Source organism: Dyadobacter sp. (assembly GCF_017744695.1).
Classification (GTDB): domain Bacteria; phylum Bacteroidota; class Bacteroidia; order Cytophagales; family Spirosomataceae; genus Dyadobacter.
Map to the genome: position 1 here is coordinate 1,051,176 of NZ_JAGIAS010000001.1, position 21,927 is coordinate 1,073,102.

The 21,927-nt window shown below is 50.3% G+C and carries 15 protein-coding genes and 1 other RNA gene; 7 read left to right on the forward strand and 9 right to left on the reverse strand.

What is annotated here, in order from left to right; all coding sequences use genetic code 11:
* Positions 1–5: 5 nt before the first annotated feature.
* Positions 6–881, forward strand: a complete 876-nt coding sequence (locus J7619_RS03985; RefSeq protein WP_291194366.1) for an SDR family NAD(P)-dependent oxidoreductase — start codon at positions 6–8, stop codon at positions 879–881.
* A 59-nt stretch (positions 882–940) separates the two neighbouring features.
* Positions 941–1,867, forward strand: coding sequence for an AraC family transcriptional regulator (locus J7619_RS03990; protein ID WP_291194370.1), 927 nt, complete (start codon positions 941–943; stop codon positions 1,865–1,867).
* Between the two features lie 117 nt (positions 1,868–1,984).
* Here J7619_RS03990 and J7619_RS03995 read toward each other — a convergent pair whose 3' ends face one another.
* The 6 genes from J7619_RS03995 to J7619_RS04020 all read right to left on the reverse strand — a co-directional run bounded on the left by J7619_RS03995 (position 1,985) and on the right by J7619_RS04020 (position 10,955).
* On the reverse strand, positions 1,985–2,779 hold the full coding sequence (locus tag J7619_RS03995) for an SDR family oxidoreductase (protein WP_291194373.1): 795 nt from the start codon (positions 2,777–2,779) through the stop codon (positions 1,985–1,987).
* 148 nt (positions 2,780–2,927) lie between these two features.
* On the reverse strand, positions 2,928–3,506 hold the full coding sequence (locus tag J7619_RS04000) for a TetR/AcrR family transcriptional regulator (RefSeq protein WP_291194375.1): 579 nt from the start codon (positions 3,504–3,506) through the stop codon (positions 2,928–2,930).
* A gap of 77 nt (positions 3,507–3,583) precedes the next feature.
* The gene (locus J7619_RS04005) at positions 3,584–6,637 is read right to left on the reverse strand and encodes an ATP-binding protein (RefSeq protein WP_291194378.1); all 3,054 of its coding nucleotides are present in this window, start codon (positions 6,635–6,637) and stop codon (positions 3,584–3,586) included.
* A 191-nt stretch (positions 6,638–6,828) separates the two neighbouring features.
* Positions 6,829–8,316, reverse strand: coding sequence for a T9SS type A sorting domain-containing protein (locus J7619_RS04010; protein ID WP_291194381.1), 1,488 nt, complete (start codon positions 8,314–8,316; stop codon positions 6,829–6,831).
* 39 nt (positions 8,317–8,355) lie between these two features.
* Positions 8,356–10,140 carry a tail fiber domain-containing protein gene (locus J7619_RS04015; RefSeq protein WP_291194385.1) on the reverse strand — a complete coding sequence of 595 codons (1,785 nt, stop codon included), beginning with the start codon at positions 10,138–10,140 and terminating at the stop codon, positions 8,356–8,358.
* 185 nt (positions 10,141–10,325) lie between these two features.
* Positions 10,326–10,955: a response regulator transcription factor gene (locus J7619_RS04020; protein WP_291194388.1), complete on the reverse strand. Its 630-nt coding sequence runs from the start codon at positions 10,953–10,955 to the stop codon at positions 10,326–10,328.
* 707 nt (positions 10,956–11,662) lie between these two features.
* Between J7619_RS04020 and J7619_RS04025 the strand changes: the two genes are divergently transcribed.
* A complete protein-coding gene (locus tag J7619_RS04025) occupies positions 11,663–14,584 on the forward strand; it encodes a T9SS type A sorting domain-containing protein (protein WP_291194391.1) in 2,922 nt (973 codons plus the stop codon).
* A gap of 297 nt (positions 14,585–14,881) precedes the next feature.
* On the opposite strand, the gene ssrA is transcribed toward J7619_RS04025, so the two are convergent.
* Positions 14,882–15,253: a transfer-messenger RNA gene (gene ssrA / locus J7619_RS04030) on the reverse strand.
* Between the two features lie 175 nt (positions 15,254–15,428).
* Entirely contained in the window at positions 15,429–17,732 is a 2,304-nt protein-coding gene (locus J7619_RS04035) for a carboxypeptidase regulatory-like domain-containing protein (protein ID WP_291194394.1), read from the reverse strand.
* 134 nt (positions 17,733–17,866) lie between these two features.
* On the opposite strand from J7619_RS04035, the gene J7619_RS04040 reads away from it, so the two are divergent.
* From J7619_RS04040 to hemF, 4 genes are all read left to right on the forward strand, one after another.
* Positions 17,867–18,241, forward strand: coding sequence for a BlaI/MecI/CopY family transcriptional regulator (locus tag J7619_RS04040; protein ID WP_291194397.1), 375 nt, complete (start codon positions 17,867–17,869; stop codon positions 18,239–18,241).
* Positions 18,234–18,482, forward strand: a complete 249-nt coding sequence (locus tag J7619_RS04045) for a hypothetical protein (protein WP_291194401.1) — start codon at positions 18,234–18,236, stop codon at positions 18,480–18,482. The genes J7619_RS04040 and J7619_RS04045 overlap by 8 nt, the downstream gene beginning before the upstream one ends.
* A gap of 80 nt (positions 18,483–18,562) precedes the next feature.
* Entirely contained in the window at positions 18,563–19,720 is a 1,158-nt protein-coding gene (locus tag J7619_RS04050) for a M56 family metallopeptidase (RefSeq protein WP_291194404.1), read from the forward strand.
* A 204-nt stretch (positions 19,721–19,924) separates the two neighbouring features.
* Positions 19,925–20,836, forward strand: a complete 912-nt coding sequence (hemF, locus tag J7619_RS04055; RefSeq protein WP_291194407.1) for an oxygen-dependent coproporphyrinogen oxidase — start codon at positions 19,925–19,927, stop codon at positions 20,834–20,836.
* Here the strand turns inward: hemF and J7619_RS04060 are convergent.
* Positions 20,804–21,904 (reverse strand): o-succinylbenzoate synthase, encoded by a 1,101-nt coding sequence (locus J7619_RS04060; RefSeq protein WP_291194410.1) that lies wholly within the window; start codon positions 21,902–21,904, stop codon positions 20,804–20,806. The two genes, hemF and J7619_RS04060, sit on opposite strands and share 33 nt — an antisense overlap.
* Positions 21,905–21,927 lie beyond the last annotated feature (23 nt).

Here is a 21,927-nt window from a genome sequence, read left to right on the forward strand (position 1 = left end):
CTGTTATGACACATCAAAGTAATAAATCGCCCAAAGTATGGTTTATCACCGGCGCTTCGCGTGGGTTTGGACGCGTTTGGGCCGAAGCAGCCCTGAGCCGGGGCGATAAGGTGGCGGCTACCGCCCGGAAACTCGAAAGCATTGCCGGGTTGAGGGAAAAATACGGTGAAAACGTATTGCCGCTCGAACTCGACGTAACCAATGCAGCCCAGGCCAAATCGGCCGTTGAAGAGGCCCATGCCCATTTCGGCCGCCTCGATATTGTCCTTAACAATGCCGGTTACTCCCTGGTTGGGACCATTGAAGAGGCCGGTGCGGACGAAATCCGGGCACTTTATGAAACCAATATCCTCGGGCCTGTGGCCGTCATCCAGGCTGCGCTGCCCCTGCTCCGGGCACAGGGTGGCGGGCATATTCTGGGAACATCGAGCAATCTGGGCCACGTGACGCTGCCGGTTATAGGCTATTACGCTTCCTCCAAATGGGCTTTCGAGGCCATTCATGAAAGTCTCGCGGAAGAAGTAAAAGCCTTCGGGATCAAGGTGACCATCATCGAGCCTGGCGCCTACGCCACCGAGTTTGGCAGCCAGGAATCACTGAAATTTTCACCAGGTATGGATCTCTATGCCGCATACAAGCAGGAATTTTTCGGACACTTGGGCAATCTCGAAAGAGGTGATCCCAATGCCACGTCGAATGCGATTTTCCGGATCGTGGATACCGACCAGCCGCCCTTGCGGTTCTTCCTCGGCGACCAATGCCTGCCGTGGGTACGCCAGGCCTACGCGGAGCGCCTGGCCACGTGGGAAGCGTGGGAAGAAGTGTCCAATGCGGCCCAGGCAATCCTGCCTGAGGAACTCGCCGACACCAAAAACGCTTAACAATGCAACCATGCCGGCCGATGGTATACGCCGTTGGTCGGCATTAACGATTGCGACCCATGAAAAAAGAAGATATCAGCCCCAAAAGAATAGCGTCGCTGGCCGAGGCACACCGCGCATTTGGCCTGCTCAAACCGCAGCACCCGCTGGTGAGCCTGATCAACGGCGCCTACACGCAGGTACAGGAAAGCAACATTCCGCATTTTCACGTGTTGAGTTTTTACAAAATCGCTTACAAGCCCAGGCTGAGCGGGAATTTGAAATATGGGCAAAGCTACTACGATTTTGATGAAGGCGGGTTGCTGTTTGCCTCGCCAGGCCAGGTGATCGGGAGCAATGACAATGACCTCAGCGTCTGTTCGGAGTACACCCTGCTCATCCACCCTGATTTTTTCCTGGGCTATCCCATTGCTAAAAACATCAGGCAATATGGTTTTTTCTCCTACTCGACGCGCGAAACGCTGCATCTTTCCGAGGAGGAAAAAAGCACGATCTTCGAGCTCTTTCATATGATCGAAAAGGAGCTGTCCGGTCGGATCGACGATTTCAGCCAGGATGTGGTGATCTCGCAAATTGAACTGCTGCTCACCTATGCCAACCGTTTTTACAAACGGCAGTTCATCACCCGCAAGGCTGTCAATAATGATCTGTTGCAAAAACTGGAAGACGTCCTGGACGATTACTTTTCCGGTGAACTGGCGCTCGAACAAGGGCTACCTTCCGTCGGGTACCTTGCCGAACAGGTTAATTTGTCGCCCAGTTACCTGAGCGACATGTTGCGGTCGCAGATCGGGCAAAACGCCCAGCAATACATTCACGACAAGCTCATTGAAAAAGCCAAGGAAACGCTTTCCACCACCAACCTGACCGTGCGGGAAGTGGCTTACGCTTTGGGATTCGAACATTCGCAGTCGTTCAGCAAACTTTTTAAAATCAAAACCAGCCTTTCACCCCTTGAATTCAGGAGGTCTTTTCAGGCGTCATAGCAGGCGTTACATTTGCTGATCTGTCAAATAAGAAAGCAGGCCCTGGCCGACGCTGGGATTGGTCGCCAGGTAAATAGGTATAACCCGGCGAGCGTCAACTCGCCGGGTTATACCTATTTAAACAACCGGGAAGTTGCCGCCGTCGACGGCGATATTCGTCCCGGTAAGGTAAGAAGCCGCTGGGCTGACGAGAAAATTAACCACTTCCGCTGTTTCTGCCGGATCGGCCATCCTCCCCAGCGGCACTCCGCCGACACGCTGCAGCAAGTTTCGGGTCATTTCTTCCGTACTGATACCCGCCGAGTTGGCCAGCCCTTCCAGGAAATTGCTCATTGCCCCGGTTTTGTTTAGTCCGGGAGAGACGGTCACCACACGTACGCCCTTCGGCGCGACTTCGGTGGCCAGAGACTTGCTGTAAGCGTTCAGGGCTGCTTTGGCAGCACTGTAGGCCATCGTTGTATCCCACAGCGGAAACATCCCGCTGGTAGACGAGACGTGGATGATGACCCCGGCGCCCACCTCAATCATACCCGGCAGGAAAGCCCGGTCCAGCCGGACTGCCGCAAGCAGGTTCACTTGAAGGACATCATTCCAATCCTTATCGCTGAGTGCACTGAAACCACCGGCAGGGGCCGTATTCGCGCCCAGGTTGTTAATCAGGATGTCCAGCCCGCCAAATTGATTTTTGACCGCCGCCACAAGCCGATCTACCCCTGTTACATCCGACAGGTCCGCTGCGATAAAGTGTTCCCCTTCTTTGGTTTCCTCCGGGCTGCTCCTGGCAGTCACTACAACGGTCGCGCCCGAAGCTTTCAATCTTTGGGCAATGGCCTTGCCGATCCCTTTTGTTCCGCCCGTTACCAGGGCAATTTTGCCTTCCAGCACCAAGCCGGTTTCTTGTTTGTACTGCATTGGATGTGAATTTTGAAATGATTGTTTCAGAATTATTTATAGATGTTGGCTAATTGTCCGTAGTTATGATATCTCCTGCTGCTGTTTTACCGCATGCGGTTCGCTTCCTTTTTGAAGTGATCGTTTCAAAAAAGGGCAAAAAAATAGCTTATCGCAACAAATGGTACACCATAAAGGCCGCTAATTGCTTAATTTTTGCAGGGTCTTTGTGAAGGATATAGAGCTCATACCAACCCGTGTAGGTACTGATAATATAATCTGCGAGTAAATCTGGATCAGTATCCTTTTTCATAACTCCCTGTTCGACTGCTTCGCGGATCAGTTTGGATAGAAAGGTATGGGTGAAATCGTTGTCATCTTTCAGTAGCGCCTGTATACCCTTGTTGTCGGGCGAAACCTCGAAGGCAGTCTTGATCGCAAAGCATCCCTGGGCATCCTTGACGACCACATCCGCCACGTCATGGATAAAGCTTTCCAGCGCCTTCTGCGGCGAATCGAATACCTTGGCACGTTCTTCCAGCAGTATCCTTCTCTTTCTGGTGTAATGTTTAATGCACTGCACGAAAAGTTGATGCTTGTCGCCCAAAGTGTTGTACAGGCTACTTGAATTGATCTGCATGGCGTCGGTCAGATCACGCATAGAAGTCCCGTTGTACCCCTTCCGCCAAAAAACATCGAGTGCCTTTTCGATTGCCTGATCCTGGTCAAATGCTACTGTCCTTGCCATACCCTTCTTTTTTTGCAAAGTTAACCAAATTCTGAAACAATTGATTCAGAAAGTCTATCCCAGCTCTTGCTATGCATTCATGCCTGGTGTCCCGAGGCGCTGTCAGGCTTAAAATTTACAGCGGCAATCAATCCAACGATGCTCACCGTTGTCCCCCGCCCTTTTTCACTGCTGACTTCCAGCCCGCAATGCAACCGAGCAACGAAATCGACGATGATCTGGTAGCCTAGCCGGCCACTTTGCTCTATCCCTTCGCTTGTCATCACATTGGAGATTAATCTGTTGATCCTGCTTACCTCGGCGGGGGCCATGCCTATGCCGTTGTCCGTAACCGTTAGCGAAAGGGTGTCGTTTTCGTTCCTTCGCAGACTGACGACGATCTTTCCGTTTAATGTATGTTTATTGGAATTATCGATGAGGTTTCTCAGCACGGCTTTCAGTATCTCGCGGTTGGTAAAAAGCGCATAATGCCCGGGGTTTTCAAATTCGAGCACATTGCCTTTCATCGAGAGCATCTCGCTAAAAAACTCACCGAGCTCTTCAATCAGCAGGTCGGGCCGAACGGCCTTTTTATTGATAAAAAAACCTTCCTGTTGCGACTTGGCCCAAAGGTTAATTTCCTTCACAAAGGCGTACATGTTACTGGTCGTCTTTCGTATTTCATCAGTTCCCCGCTTGACGTCCTTCAATTGTTCTTTGTCCAGCGCGGTCGACAAGTGATCAGAAAGCACATTGAGGAAGTGCAGCGGCGACTGCAAGTCGTGCGCGAGCAATGCAGTGATTTTTTCTTTCAGCTTATTGCTGTATTCGAGCTGCCGGGTGCGTTCTTTCACCTGGGCTTCCAACATATTTTTCAGTTTTAATAAATAAAAATAGCGCAAGCGCACGATCACGTATATGCCCGCGAACGAGAGCGTCAGCATCAGCAGCCTGAAATACCAGGTTTGGTGCCAAAATGGCCGAACCGTAAATTTCCTGATCAGCATTTTCACATTATCCTTACCAAAACCACCCTGTTTCCTCACTCTAAGCGCATAATCCCCGTGCACAAGCCGGTTGAGCACGATCAGACCGCCAGCGTCCACCGGGTACCATTGCTCGCCGAGCCCTTCAATGTTGTATTCGAGCAGTTGGTTTTCGGCATTTCCGAAGTAAGGCGATACAATCTTGAACTCCACGCGTTCCAATGCAGGTGCCAATTCTGTTAACCGGGTAAGGTTTTGTCGTTTCCCGTCTACGATAAGATGGTCTATTAAAATGCCGGAAGCGGGCAAAACATCGCGGATGCTGTCGGGATGAAATTGAACGAGGCCGTCCATAGAAGGGAAGGAAAATTGGCCATTCCGCAAGACAATGTTCGCAGGAGGGTAACCTCCATTGAACTCGTTGGTATTAAAACCGCTGGTCTTATCATAATAGTAGTAATAAACCTTTTCCGATTTTCCCGCCATGAAATCATATAAATCCTGCACTTTGCATTTAAAAAGACCATGATTCGTGCTCATCCACATAAAACCGCGGTTATCTTCCCGAAATGAATGCACAAAGAGCAGAAAACCGTTTCGGTCGAGCGGCATTCGCAAGGGTTTACCATTCCGCATGGCATAGAACCCGTCGCCGTAAGTGCCGAGCCAGAGTGTTTTTCGTTTATCAAAATAAAATTCCCGTACTTCTTTCCCTTCCAGGCTTTTAACGATCGTTTTCCGGCCCGAAAGAGCATTGTAATGGAACAGTTTACGCCCGTCGGCGATCCAGAATTGCCGGTTGCCGACAGGGATAAAATTCGGCCGTGGCGTTTCGAAGTCTACCTTCGACCATACCACCGAATCCCCCGATATCCGTCCAAACTTTCTATCGAAGGTTGAGAACCAAAGGTGCCCATCAGTCGAACGCCGGAACACCCTCGCCTCCACCTTCCCCCGGATACGTCGCTGTATGTTCAGATTGGAATCGAGGCAAAATACCACTTCATTTTTACCAGTAACCCAGTACCGGCCGTCCGGGTCCTGAATGATCGAACCTTGCCGTACCAACGGAAAAGGGGCATTTGGGGCCGGTCGCACATTCGGTGTTATGCCCAAAGATGTTAAAACAGCATCTCTTCCATACGGGGCCTGACCGTAAAAAATATTGTCGGTACCGGAAATCGTCGCTACGCGAAATTGCTTGGGTTTGAAAATAAAGACCCCTTTTGTAGAAGTGCCGACCACGTGAATGTCCTGCTTTGGAAAATATTCATAGGAGTTTACATTTTCTAAACCGGGCATATCCAGTATCAGGGTACAAAAAAGCTGGTTTCCTTCCACACGCACAGGCTTGTAAAACCGCCCCTGGCGATAAGCCACAAGGCCGCGTTGCGTACGGTGAAGGAACATGTCGGTCGTCGGCTCACTGCGCCAGCGCCCGTGATCCCATACTTGAAGGAAAACCTCCGTCCGAGCCCCCCGGCGGTCTATCCGGAACAGGCGGGATTCGACGTTCATACAATAGAGGCCGCCATCGAAAACGCTGAAATTGGAAGTCAGCCGGTCACTTTTATCGTCCATAAGATTGACCCCGAATTTGACCTTTCCTGCCGACAGATAGAAGACCGCTTTGGGATGGATCCATAAGTAGCCCTCATTTTTACGTACAGGAATATAGGAAATAGCGGCCAACGCACTTGGTATGACCGATTCGACCATCTTTCGATCAGCCTTAGCAAGATTTTTGATGATATCGAAATACGAATGCTGCGAATGAACGATAATGGCCTTGTTGAAATCTTCAAATGGAAGCCTCACCGCGCGGTTTTCCTCGTCAAACGAGAAAAAGTGCGCGTTTTCATCTGTGAAGTAAACGATACTGTCCGAACGAAGCGCTACTTTGAGAATACGGTTCGAACTAAGCGAAGGTACATTCAGCCGGTTATAGGTCACAAACTGCTTCCCGTCGAAACGGACCAGTCCGCCCTGCGTCGCAAGCCATAGAAAGCCGTTTTTATCCATGACGACATTCCCGACGCTCGTCTGGGGCAGGCCGTTGTCGCTGTTGTAATTGGTGACGCTGAAATCGGCAAGATCCTGCCCCAACACACACCATAGCGGCATGAGCAGGTTCAGGATGAAAACGACAGTCCTGTAAAGGTGCATACGGGCAACTAGGCTAAGAGGTATTCCGGGTGTGCGATCGTGGAGGTGGTAATCTGAATGCAATTATAAAGTAGCCCGGAATAATTTCTACTGCAAGCATAAATTTTTCCGATAAAAACCAACCACTGCATTTTCCCACAACAAAAAAGGGGCGCCTGCAATGGCGCCCCCGAGGTATCCGGAAGTAATTTTCAGTTTTTCATAATCCTGAAACTCTTATCATTGACCTTCACAACATAAATGCCTGACGGCACCCCACTTAAATTGATTTCCAGAACATTGGAACCCATAAAGCTGTCTTGCAAAACTTTTTCGGGTATTACATTAATCCCTTTGCTGTTAAAAACCTTGACGGAACTGACGGGCGAATCGGAGTCGATGCGCAGCAGGTTGGTCGTCGGATTGGGATAAAGGGTAATGCGCTCGCTGCCCTCAAATCGGACGACTATTGTCCTTGAAAACGAGTAGGTATTGTCCAGATCGACCTGTTTAAGTCTGTAATAGTGTGAGCCAGGGCCGGGATTGCCGTCTGTGAAATCGTAATGCACGAGGGCTTTGCTTTCGCCTTTTGCGGTAACCGTGCCCACGGATTCGAAAGTCCGAGCATCGCGGCTGCGCTGTATTTCAAAATGGGAGGCATTGGTTTCTTCGGTAGTAGTCCACTGCAAATAGCTGCTATTTTCCATAGCCCGGCCTTCGAAGCTGGCCAATATTACCGGCAAGGGCTGGTTGATACTGCCCAAAGCAAGAGCGGTAATGCTCACTCCTGCCGGTATCGATCCGCTGACTGTGCTGTTTTCGGTCAGACCGGTGGCCGTGGCGCCTGTGCTCAGGGCGATCCATTGCGCCCCGTCCCATCCTACGAGGCGAACGTCGGCCACGTCCGGGAAAAAGCCGGTAACATCGGGCATCGAAGCCGTGATCTGCGTGCCGTCATCGCTTCCGGCGACGTTAATCCAATCCCAGAACCCCACCGGGCTGACCGATTTGATCGGCGCGGCCACCGCGGTGAGCGGATGCGTCGCGCCGTCCGACGGATCGGTAACCGACGCGGGACTTCCCGCAAACCACGCCGCGCTGATGCCCGTTCCAGCCGCAGGGGCACCGATAGCGAGCGTACGTAAATCGGTTCCGCTGCCGATCGGGAAAGTAAATGCATCATCACCCGTTTTGGTCACATAACCATTCACATGCTGCGTGTCCGTATTGCCGCCGGTATACACGGCGTTGTCGGCAAACCGCAGGGAACCAGCGGCATGCGAAGTTCGCACAGTGGTGGTGATGCCGTTGTTGAACTGCACCTCCCCTGCCACACCGGCGCCCTGGGCGTTGGTAATGTCCATCACCGAGGCAGGACCGGTATTTAACCTCAGATGAAAAAAATTGGGTGCTGTGCTCCCGGCAATCGTGCTGTTGCCGCTTCCGGTGAACAAATCCACACCACCCGCGCTGCTGTTCCAGCTGCCGTCGTTCAGGAAAATGGTATTGCCATGCTCGTACACAGCACCATTCATCACCGCCACCGATCCATCGGCCAATACTGTTGTGCCAGGCTGGTAGTCGCTTAAATACCCGCCGTTAACCTCCGTTGGCGCACCAGCACCGCCATAGATTGTTTGTGCGTAAGTGCGCACGCAGGCAAGCGCCGGAATCGCCATGAATATCAGAAACCTTTTCATACAAATGCTGATTTGAAGTTGAACCACTATTGTATGCCTTTACTTGCTCGACACTGTCTTGCCCGAATGGCCCGTCGCTTGCAGCAACTGCTCGATCTTGCCGATCCGGGTGTTCAGTTCGCCGTTTCGTGCCACTTCCGACCTCAGGGCTGCATTCTCCGCTTTCAGCTTGTCGATTTCGGATTGTTGCTCCTGGATGGCTTTCGTCAGTACCGGTACCAGTTCGGCATAGTTCACGGAATAGAACTGCTTTTCGGTTTTAGGCTTGTTGACCACTTCCGGCATGACCTCTTCCAATTCCTGGGCGATAAAGCCGAACCGTGTTGCCCCGGCGGCGTCATCCTTCATGCGGTAGGTCACCGGTCGCAGTTTCATCAGCTGTTCGACGCCCTGTTTCATATTGACGATATCCTTTTTCAGCCGGCGGTCGGAAGGCGTGGCGGTAGCCGACAGCGTTCCGTCCAGGAAGCTCAGCCCGGCGCCCAGCGCAATGTTGCCAATCTGCCCGGTGGCATCCCGCCCCGTAATGCTGGTGATGGTATTCACAGGCGCGCTGCCCTCGATGCGGGCGATCCCCGCAATATCGGCATTGGCGGCATAAACCGCCGCCCAGCGTCGGTCGACCAGCCCCAATTGCATCCCGATCGCCGGAATTACATTGTCGCCGAAAGTAAATGCACCGGTACCGGGCAAATCGAAAGTGGCGATGTTGAGCGCAGGCGCGGCCATATCGAAACCCGGTGTAACTGTCATGGCCGTGGCGTTCGTAACACCAGTGTTTTCAATCGTTATGCCTGCGTACGCACCGAACTCGCCCGCGACGGTTAGCCGCCCGGAAGGTAAAGAGGTGCCGATCCCGACATTGCCCGAATTGAAATTAATACCTCCACTCCCATTGAAAGTGAGCGCATTAGCACCTTGCGTAACCGTTCTGGGACCCGTGAGCGTGCCATCGCTGTTGTAGATATTTACGCCCGTGCCGGTGGCAGTTGCCGAAAGCGTTCCGTCGGCGAAAGTGAGTCCCGCCCCCAGGGCCACGTTACCAATTTGCCCCGTGGCATCCCGGCCGGTAATGCTGGTGATCGTGTTTTCCGGCACGCTGCCGCCTATCCGGCCTATTCCGGCGATATTGGCGTTGTCGGCATGGACAGTCGCCCATCTTCTGTCCGCCAAACCCAGTTGCATACCGATAGCGGGAATCACATTGTCGCCGAACGTGAATGCGCCGGTACCCGGCAGGTCGAACGTCGTGATATTGGCGACGGGCGTCAACATATCGAAACCCGGCGTCACGGTCATCGTAGTCGCATTTTCTACGCCGGTGTTCTCAATGGTCATACCAGCGTATGGGGTAAATGTGCCCACGATGCTGAATTTCCCGGCGGGCGTCGCCGTTCCGATCCCAACGGTTCCGCTTTCGGTAACACGCAGTCGCTCCGCATTGGCGGTTCTCAGCACCAGCGGCTGGCCGTCGGTGGTTCCAAGGAAGCTGGCGGCCGGATCAGTTCCTGCATTACCGGTGGTTTTCCAGGCGTCGTTGCTCGTGGACAGCGTCCAGACGGGCGCGGCCGGCGTACCCGTGTTCACCTGTAACTGGTTGTCGGTAGTATTGTAGATCGTCAGACCGGTCGCCGGGAGTGAAATGGCGTTGCGTTCGGTGGTAGAGAGCCTGGGCAACAAAAGCCCTTTGTTGTTAGCGGGCCCGCCTGTTACTTCGAGAGAGGCACTTGGGTCGGCAGCGCCCGCCGCGCCTATCCGTACCTGAGCCCTTGCGGCCATGCTGAAAAAGAGGAATGCCGCCGCTGTGTAGAAATATCTTTTCATCTCCTGGGGGTATTTGTGAAGTAATTTGAAAACTTCTACAAATGTCCCGTTTGCTGCATTGTGGATTTGTACCCGCAATGGCGCTCTTTGGATGTAACAGCTATCAATTTGACAACAACATCCGGGTATATGCACGTCACAATCACAGCGACAACCTATAAATTATTTCTACAAGAATAAAAGCATCACGTTAAATGATAAAGTTGCGCCATCTGCACGAGATCCTTTTTTTCCTTCACATTCAATTTCTCCAACAACCTGCGGCGAATGGTGCTCACCGACGAATACTGCACTTGAAGCTGTTCGCTGATCTGCACCAGCGAATAATCCCGGATCAGATACATCGCCACCTGGTACTCCCTCGGCGAAAGCCTATCGAACGGGTTGGACGTTCCACCGGTCAATGTTTCGTTGATGATCGTCTCCGTCAGATCGACGCTCATATACTTCCTGCCGGCCACTACCGTGTTGATAGCCGTAAATAGTTCTTCGGGCGAAGCGTCCTTTTCGATGTAGCCGTGTGCGCCCGATTGCAGGCACCATTTGGCGAAAACTCTTTCGTCGTTCATAGAGACGACCAGCACGCGGGTCTCGGGGTGGAAGTTTTTCATCCAGTGAAGAAGATCGCCCGGATCCGTTTCGGGCATAGCCAGGTCGAGCAGAACCAGGTCATACTGATTCTTTTTCAATAGCGCCATGGCCGAATCACTATTCCATGCCTCGTCGGCCTCGCACTCGGAAAAAGACTTTTCAATGGCTACTTTGAGCCCGAAACGTACCAACGAATGGTCGTCCACAATGAGAATCCGTTTCATCTAACCAGTTATTGTTTAAATTCTCCCAGCGGTAAATTTAGATAATTCAGCCTGCGCCAAGACCCGTTTTTGTCCTTTCGCGATCAGCTCAGACTTGGCCAGCGATGAAGATGTTAAAGTTTAACCGGTCCTGGGCAGAAGTCGTATCGCCCTTCGGGCCAAGTATTCCGCTATCGCGAAAAATCAATTGTAGTAATTATTCTATAATAGATCAAATTAATTAAAAGAAATACGGGATTTTTTTTAATCGATTATTAAATTTTCCGAAGCAAATCTACCAGTTACACCTAATACTTTTGTCTGATCCTCCCCTGAGAAAACAGCCTTAATCAGGCATTATTGTCAAATCATTGTGAATTGTGTGAAGTGCCCTAGCCTTCTTCCGACATTTGAACGCTAAGAAAAAAATGCTTCATGTTACTAAACGAACACCTTTACCTTACCATGTCAATTTCGACAAGCGCCTTAAAACCAATTGGACTTGTCGTCAATTATTGATACAGACAGCTTTGCCTATTTTCCCCTTGGGATTGTATTTTGTTAATAGGCCCCGGCACTATGATTAACTTACTGAATCCCAGTAAAATGAATAGTGCTTTCTCTCCTAATTTCAAGCATATAACGAGTTGACATAGCATTTCCCTGATGAGATTCTGTGAAACTATGAATGCAAATTACGAATCTATTACTAGCCAAAACAACGGGTTATGAATTCAATCTACCATTTAGTACGGTCACACAGTGCTCTTCCACGAATCTTATTAATATGGGTATGCTTAGCTGCTCACTATTTCAATTTTAAAGCCTTGGGCCAATGCACCTACCTGAGTAATACCAGCTTTGAGGATACTCAGATTACGTCTTCCTTCGGACTCTATAACCAGAATACCGATCCCAAAATTTCACCCTGGCGAACAACTGCCACGGACAACATGCAGGAGGTGTGGCGAAGCGGGTTCGGTGGCGTACCAGCGTATGATGGAAACCAGTTCATCGAATTGAATGCATACCAAAATGCAACAACTTATCAGAATTTTATTTCGTCCGGAGGTACCACCTTTACACTGAACTTTGCTCACCGGGGACGTAACGGAAACGATGTCATACACGTGGGCATTGGTACGCCGAGTCCAACGCAAGTAACAGTCAACCAACCAGCGCTGACAGGTACCGAATATATTGACTTAGGTAATTTCACCGACGGTAACCAGAAGTGGGGGTATTACTCAGTGACCTTCACCCTTCCCAATAATGTTGGTAATGAATTCTCGGTACGTTTCACCGCTGTTTCTGCCGTTGGTGGAAATGCTGCTGGCAACTTTCTGGATGCAATTTCAATAGGCCTGCCGGGACCAAACATCACACCAAGCAGCACAACTATTTCTTGCCCTCAAACAACGGTAGACCTTACCACAATCTTTACAGCCTCTAACGGCGGAACACCAACATGGCATACAAATGCTTTGGCTTCGGCTGCAAATCAGATTTCTGACCCTACCGCCGTGCAGGCCGGAACCTACTTTGCAGCTTTTTATGATTCGGGAACCGGCTGTTACACGGCTACTGATCAGGTAATCGTAACAGGCCCGGCTACCCCACCTACACCGGTAACTACACAAGTAGATCCAACTTGTACGTCACCCACAGGTTCTTTCACAATCACCTCTCCTACCGGCGCCAACTACAGTTATAGTCTGGATGGGATCAACTTTCAAAGCAGCCCGGTTTTTTCCGGCCTGAATCCGGATACCTATAGTGTGGTTGCGCGCAACGGCTCCGGAGCGATTTGTACATCGCAAGCCCAGCCAGTTACCATAGCGGCCATACCCACAGGCCCGACCGTGACAGCTACCTCGGACACGGCTTGTGTAGGGAGTTCAGGTACGTTAACTGCTGCTGGCGCCGATAGTTATTTATGGAACAATGGCCAAACCACGGCCTCAATCAATGTAAGTACGCCGGGAACGTATACGGTGACAGGTACAACCAACGGCTGCTCCTCTACCGCCACAGCCACATTCACTACAATCGCTTGTTCCTGCACCTATTTGAGCAATACCAGCTTTGAGGATACTCAGATTACGTCTTCCTACGGGCTGTACAACCAGAATACCAATCCCAAAATTTCACCCTGGCGAACAACTGCCACGGACAACATGCAGGAAGTGTGGCGAAGCGGGTTCAACGGCGTACCAGCGTATGATGGAAAACAGTTCATCGAATTGAATGCATACCAAAATGCAACAACTTATCAGAATTTTATTTCGTCCGGAGGTACCACCTTTACACTGAACTTTGCTCACCGGGGACGTAGTGGAAACGATGTCATACACGTGGGTATTGGTACACCTAGTCCAACGCAAGTGGCAGTCAACCAACCTGCGCTGACAGGTACCGAATATATTGACCTAGGTAATTTCACCGACGGCAACCAGAAGTGGGGGTATTACTCAGTGACCTTCACACTTCCCAATAATGTTGGTAATGAATTCTCGGTGCGTTTCACCGCTGTTTCTGCTGTTGGTGGAAATGCTGCTGGTAACTTTCTGGATGCAATTTCAATAGGTCTTCCTGGTCCCGGCATTACTCCTTCCAGTATAAACATTGACTGTAATCAGTCCACGGTTAACCTGAATAGTAATTTTACTCCTACCAATGCCGGTACAGTTACTTGGCACACGGGCCCCATAGCCTCCGCTTCTAACCTTGTGGCAGACCCTACGGCTGTGAGTGCAGGCACGTACTACGCGGCTTTCTACGATGCTGGCACAGGTTGCTACACCGCCACGGATGAAGTAAGGGTATTAGGTTCTCCACTTCCCGTAGTGGGGCCTATTGTCGGGCCAGAAAAACCTTGCAGCGCCCCAACTATTGGCATTTATCCCTATACCAATAGTTCCTCTGGCGGAATTTGGTCAGTCTCTCCTGAGACACTGGCAACCATCAACCCCAGTACCGGGGTACTCACCACCGTCGCCGGTGCAAGTGGCACTGCAACGATTACCTACGCTATCACAACGGGTAGCTCATGCACCAGCACCGCTACGCTTAGCATAGTAGTGTCGCCCACCGACTGTGTGCCCTTCCCCGTTAAACTAGCCAGCTTTACAGCCAGGAAATTAGAAAATGCCTCCGCTCGCTTAGAATGGCGCACCGTGGAAGAGGCAAACAGCGACAAATTTGAAATTGAACATAGCAGTAATGGTAAAATATGGAATCTGATTGCGACTGTTACCGCGAGAGGAGATAGTAAACAACTCGCTGATTATGAATATACACATACTGCACCTGAGCACGGAGAAAACCTCTACCGTCTGAAAATGATTGATTTTGACGGAACATTTGCTTACAGCAAAATTACCAATCTGAATTTCGGCGAAGATTTGCTGCTTGCCCTGTATCCCAATCCGGCTGCGAACTCAATAAAAATAAAGATGGATGGCAATGCAAATTGGAATGAAATTCAAAATATTGAGATTTATGACATGAATGGAAAAGCAGTCTATCAATCTCGCAAAACTTCGGTAGGCGAAATTAATATAAGCCATATTCAGGCAGGAACGTATGTAATTTTGATTACCAATAAAAACGGGCAGGGTTATAGCACCAAGTTCGTTATCGCTAAGTGAAAAGCCTGAACAGAACAAGCCTTTGGACAACCTCCCCGGCACGAGAGGTTGTCCGGGGCTGACCCAAAAGCAAAAGCCCTCTTTCTACTCTGTAGAGCGAGGGCTTTTTTGTATTTTTAATTACCACATTGGAAATACATGGGCAAGATAAAAAATCTGTTGTTTTTAAGGAATATGACCTGGGGCAATTGCTATTGTTGTCCCCTTCACTGGAAGAGCTGATCCCTAATTGGCATCGAGTCATTTTCGGGCAACAAAAAAACGTCTGCAACTCCATGAGTTACAGACGTTTAAATCCTGTGGAAGCGGAGGGAGTCGAACCCTCGTCCAGAACAGGGAAAACCTGCGCCTTCTACATGCTTATCCGCGATTCGGTTTTCGAGCCTGACAAGGTTCACGGCGGACCTGCGTCATAGCCTTAGATACTAGGGTCTCGTTGGTTTTACGCATCAATATACCAACCAGCGCTGCGGTTCGACACCTCTGAACCCACCCGGCAGCACGTTAGGTGGAGAGATGATGGCATTTGGTTAATCCTCCGGATTAAGCAGCCATGGCGTAAGTAGATTCGCCAGTTATTGTTTGAGAACATTATTTCCGGGAGGTGCTCTCAACTCCCGACATGCTTACACACAAGCCCTCAGCCCGCTGTCAAAACCGGTCACCCCCATTTGGTAGTGCAGCTTTGGTTTAGCCAAAGTTTCGTTGCAGATAAGTTTACAGTTTAAACCCCCTGAAAGTTCACCCACCGCTAAAATTTTCTTTCCAACCCAAATCAAAACCCTGAAAACCAAACCTCTACCCCCCAAAAAATATTCACTCATTCAATCATTCACACATCCACTCAAAACTCCCACCGATAACTCAGTACCGGGATCAGCCCCAGTTGCTTTTGCACTACCACCCTTTTCAGGAACGCATCGTACCGATGATAGCCCTCGTTCCGGGTACCCGAAACATTTTGCAGGTCCAGGGCCAACGTTCTGCTGTATCTGCGATGACTTTTCTTCCAGTAAATTCGCAGATCGGGGCGAAAGTAGTCTCTGAGTTTTACTGAATAGCTATTGCTGCTTTCGATGCTGAAATTCAATATTTTGGAGTATTCCTCATCAATAGGACGTTCCCGAAAACCGCCAATCCATAGAATTTTGGCATTAAATCCCCAGATATTCTGATCGCCCCTCTTTACTTCCTTTCCACCGGTGAGGCTCAGCGTATGCCGACCATTGAAGCGAGCTTGTCTTCGAACACCCTCTATATCCACATAGGTAGCGTTGTATAAAGAACCGGTTGCAAGGAGATAAAAATCATTGGTCAGCGACTTCTGATAGGTAGCTTCAATGCCATAATTGCGCGCCTTCTCATCATTAAGGAATTTCAGGTCGGGAATTTTCTCTATGATGTTGACGGCCGAGTAGTTTCTCGCCTGATCGCCGGCCACGGGAACATTATACTGTTGCTGCCAGTAAGCTTCCAGTTTGATCGACGTTCCAGGTGAGAGATCATGCTGGTAACCCAATGTGAAATAATGCCCTTTGGATGGCGCAAGGTGGAAATTTTGGAACCGGTTCGTCATGCCATGAGCCGTCAGGTACAATGCGTCGTTTTGCAACTGGCTGTGCATTCCATAGGAAAGGCTCCATCGCGAGGTAACCGACGCCTGCCAACGCACGGCCACACGCGGTTCTATGCTCACGTGTACATCGGCCAGGTCCGACCGGATCTTGCTGATCATTCCATGCAACCCAATTTCAGTGGTGACAGATTCACCGACCTTCCATGCCCAGTTGAGATATGGCTGCACCACCCATGACCGAAGCACGCCATCGGGCCATTGCGGATCTATTTTTCCTTTTTGGAACAAGAGAAATGTACCCAGCGTAATTTTGCTTCTTCCGCTGATTTTGTGGGCATAGGAAGTATTGAATGATATCTTACTGGTTGACAGGTAATCTTTGCCTTCAATATCCCCATACGAGCGCCAACGCGGATACAAGGGAGAGGCATCACGGGTAGTATTGAGTCCCGAAATCGCAAATGCCATCCGATAAGTGCCTCGAGACCCCACGGGCTGGGTAAGCGTAGTACCCAATGCCCCCATCTTATTCTTATATCGAATATTGTACGCATCTTTATCGGCTTCCCATTGCAATGAATCCTTGTCCGCTTCGAAATCATTGCTGCTGATGCCTCCCAGCCCGAAAAGCGTAAAGCTCCCATTGCCTTTCGTGGGAATCTCCACGTTGAACGACAGATCCTGGAAACGGATATCCTCACCACCGAAATTGACACCCATTGCCCCAAGCAAGCCAGTAAATGAATACCTGTAATTGATCAAATAGGAGCCTTTATTGCTTTTTGACAACGGGCCTTCCGCCGCAATATCCAAACCGATCAATCCCGCCTGGGCTGTAAATTCTTTTTTTTCATCATTCCCTTTTCGTAACGACATGTCCAAAATAGCCGCCATCGCATTGCCATATTGCGCAGGGAAAGGGCCGCTCATAAAATAGGACGTGCCCATGAGTTGCGTACTCAAAATGTTCACCCCGCCACCGGTCGAAGTCGGCCTGTCGCTGAATGTCCCTGCATTCGACAAATGATTTGGATTCACAATTTCCACCCCTTCCAGCCGCCATTGCATGCTGCTCGGCGAGTTGCCGCGTACCACCAGACCGTTGGCCTGATCGTTCGCTGCGGCTACACCTGCAAAGGAGGTCGCTACGCGTGCGGGATCGAGATAGGTGGCGGCATAGCGCAGGGTTTGCTCCGTAGTAATGGCCTGCACACTGTTGAATGCCGGCAGCCTGCTGCCCGATACGGTCGCCTCTTGTAATTGCCGGCCGTTAGCGCTTAGCCGTACTTCCTGCACATTTTCCTTACCCGATTCGAGCAGGATCTCCTGAATCACGAGGGTTTCGTAGCCCACAAACGACACCGTCAGAACGTGCCGACCTACGCTCACGCCTTCAAAACGGAACAACCCGGCTTCATCGGTTATGCCGCTTTTATCGTCGAGCTGTACGGTCGCTTGCGTCAGCGGCAGGCCGGTATCGGCGTCTTTCACACTCCCGCGGACGACGGACGTAAACTCCTGGGCAAATACCAAATTGACGGAAAGAAGGAACAGTAAAACGGTACGGATCATAGGTGGATGGCTGATATTTAAAACTATCAGTTACAAAAATAGAGTGAATCGTTGCATCGGAAGTTTTTATTTTTCAATTTTAATTCTACATTTGTAGAATAACATATCAGATTGTAGAACAAAGCGCGATTATCATGTCACTCACCAAAACCGAAGAACAACTGATGGAGTACCTATGGCAGAAAGAAAAGGTTTTTATGAAAGACCTCATCGAATGCTTTCCCGACCCGAAACCGGCGACGACAACGGTGGCGACGCTGCTGAAAAGAATGCAGGAGAAGGGTTTTGTGGCCTACAAACTGTATGGAAACTCACGCGAGTATTATCCGCTGGTTGAGAAGACAGCGTATTTCTCCAAACAGGTGAATGGAATGATCAAGAATTTCTTCAACGACTCGGTAGCGCAGTTCGGCTCGTTTTTCGCCCGCGACACGAGCATGACCACCAGTGAACTGGAAGCGTTAAGAAACATTATCGACGAAGAAATCAAACGCAAGCAAAATGGTTAGCTATCTCATCAAATACGTCATTTGCTCGGGATTTTTGTTCGCGGTATACCATTTCATGCTGGAAAGGGAAAAAATGCTGCGTTTCAACCGGTTTTACCTGCTCGGAGCGATGGTATTCTCACTCCTCGTGCCGCTGATGACGATAGAAATGCCGTCTGCGCCGGTGAATGAAGTGCTTACTGCCGGTTCGGTTGCGCCAAATGCGCGGACCTCGTTTCTGCGGGTAATCCCGCTCAAATAGAAGTAGAAGCCGGCGAGCGTTTCCCTGATTATCTGCCCTGGCTGGCCTATGGACTCGTCGCCGCCGCATTGCTAATGCGAATGGGTTTTCAGGTTCTGACCATCCTCCGAGCCAGGTCCGGGCGGCGAATTGTCCCTTTTGAAACAGCCCGACTGGTGCTGATGCCAGGCGATGCGCCTATTTACAGCTTTTTCCATTTCATTTTCATCTCGCAGGAAGCATTTGACAATCAAAAGATTCCAAAGGAAATTCTCGCACACGAGCTCGCTCACTCGAAGCAAATGCATTCGTTCGATATTCTTTTCACGGAATTATTGATCGCAGTGAGCTGGTTCAACCCGTTCCTCCTGCTCTATCGCCGCGCCATCCGGCTGAACCACGAATACCTGGCTGACGCCTCCGTGCTGGCTGGCCCCACCGGTGTGAAGGAATACCAACTCCTTCTGCTGGACACCCTCCTCGCCCATCGCACAGCCTCACTTGCAAGTTCCTTCAATTATCCTGTCACCAAAAAACGATTAGCCATGATGACTACGAAGATTAACCTGCGCATTCAGTTTCTAAAAAAGGCATTGGTTGCATTGCTGCTGCCAGTACTTGCATTGGCGCTGGCGGACAAGACCTATTCGCAGAAAACGGCTGCAATACCCGCGCCTTCTCATAATACCACCGAAGCCAAAACCTTCACGCCTGAGGGTGTTTCAAAAGAAGATTTGGACCGCTTTTATACCGTCATGGAGAAACACACCCGGTATTTTATCAATAAAAGAGGTCAGCGCCAGCCCTCTACCGAAATGGATGACCAGACAATGAAAGAGGAATATGAAATATATTCCCGAATGAACGAGGAACAGCAGCTCGCTGCGAACAATGCCGGCATTTTACTGTATAAAGAAGGCCCTCCAGTTAAAAAAGCGCCTTCACCGGAAATATTTGAGAACTGGAAGAAGCCCCACATCTTCGGAATATGGATTGATGGCAAACATGTGCCAAACACAAAGCTGAATCATTACGAAAACACGGACATTGCAGAATACACTTTGCATAAACTCATCGGCAAGGGGTTAAGAGGTAAAGGCTACAAATATCAACTGGAATTAACTACTAATGAAGAATTTGACAGAACCTTTGAAGAGCGCTCCCGTGATAGCTATGTTCTGATCAGATTTTTGAGGTTTAAACGCATAGACCAAACCAGTTCAAAAAATAGCACCCACATAGGGGAAACAGCAAACTGAGTTGTCAAAACTAAAACGAACTGTCAATTTAACTGGCAACGTAATAAAAAGACAGGCTTCCTTCTAGCCTTTCTATGTTACTCCGCATTGATGACTAGATAGATGTATATTGAATTCAAAAAGCAGGGTGCCTCGCTCTGCTTTTTTATGTCCGGGCAGCGCTATTTGTCGTACTTTTGCCGCTCGCAGCATTGACTACCGACTATGAAAGTGGAAGATATAGAATCGTTTTTCAAGGATTTACAAGACCGCATTTGCGCCGCCATCGCAACAACCGACGGCGGCGCCCAATTTCACGAGGACCTTTGGCAACACCATTCCGGCGGTGGCGGCCGTACGCGTCTGATCCAGAACGGCGCGGTGATCGAAAAAGGGGGTGTCAATTTTTCGAGCGTAAAAGGCGAGGTTCACCCCAGGTTGCGTGCGCAGATGAACCTGGCCGAGGACGCGAGCCCGCAGTTCACGGCCACAGGCGTATCCATCGTCATGCACCCGCGCAATCCGCACGTGCCCATCATACACATGAACGTGCGCTATTTCGAACTCGACAACGGCACCTGCTGGTTCGGCGGCGGCATCGATCTCACGCCGCATTATGTGGTAGAAGAAGATGCGCGGGCATTCCACCATACTTTGAAAGCAGCCTGCGACAAGCATCATCCCGATTTTTATCCCAAATTCAAAACCTGGGCCGACGACTATTTCTTCATCCAGCACCGCAACGAAACGCGGGGCGTAGGCGGCATTTTCTTCGATTACCTCAAACCCGACGAACCGGGGAATGGTCAGGGGCTTTCCAAAACGCAGCTTTTCGAATTTGTTAAGGAAGTAGGTGAAAATTTCGCGCCCATTTACACGGCATTGATGCAGAAATATGCGGACAAGCCATTTACCGAAGAGCAAAAACAATGGCAGTACCTGCGCCGCGGACGTTACGTGGAGTTCAACCTCGTGTGGGACCGTGGTACGAAGTTCGGGCTGGAAACCAATGGCCGCACGGAATCGATCCTGATGAGCTTGCCGCCTCAGGCCAACTGGGAATACAATTTCATACCGGAGCCGGGAACTGCGGAAGCGGAAACCTTAGGCTGGCTCCGCAAGGGCGTGGCCTGGTAATTCCCAGGCTACCTCTTTCCGATAATACAAATTGCCGTTTTCGACGGCCAGCGGGGAATCGAAGTTATTGGTATAAAGCTGGCCGGTACCCAACCCCTGCGGCAGCGGGTTGTTGAATGACGCCGTGTATTGAGCAATCGCATTGAGGCCGATGTTGGATTCCAATGCCGAGGTGATCCACCAGCCGATATGTAGCCGGTTGGCAATTTCAATCCATTCGCTCGTAGCCGTAAAGCCGCCGAGCAATGTAGGTTTGAGAATAATAAAAGGCGGCGCCAGCTTTTTGAGCAATGCAAACTTGTCGCGGTAATTGGGAACGCCGATCAATTCTTCATCCAAAGCCACCGGCACCGGCGACGAAGCACAGAGATCGGCCATCAGTTCGTGCTGGCCTGCCTTTACCGGCTGTTCGATGGAATGCAGGTCGAATGCACCGAGTCTGGCAAGCCTTTCGTTTACGTTATCGGCGGTAAATGCACCATTGGCGTCTACCCTTAATGTAACAGCATCTTTATCAAATCTTTTCCGAACGGCTTCCAGAATCCGGCACTCCTGCTCGAAATCGATCGCACCCACTTTCATTTTGAGCGTAGTGAAGCCTTGCGAGAGCTTTTCCTCCACCTGCGCGAGCATATGCTCGAAAGAGCCCATCCAGATCAGCCCGTTCATCAGAATGCCATCTCCATTTCCTGAAAAACCATTCTTGAACAACATCCGCTGCCCGCCGTTCATGATATCCAGCAGCGCCATTTCGATACCCGCACGAACAGAAGGCAGGTTTTCGGGGATCAGTTGTTCCAGGATGATACCCAGGTTAAACGGAAATACATCCAGGTCGAGCTCATTGAAAATGCCGCAAACGTCCGCAAGCTGCGCTTCGAAGTCCGGAATATCGTCAACACTCAAACCGGGTAACGGTCCGCATTCACCATAACCGGCAACCCCGGGCTTTTCAGAGTCGGTAACGATGACGATCCAGGATGTTTTTTGTGTAAGTACCCCGCGAGAGGTGCCCGCTTCCTTGCGAAAATGAAGCGTATGTGGCTTATACACAATTTTTAACGGCATGATTTTGCGGTGTCAGATTGTAA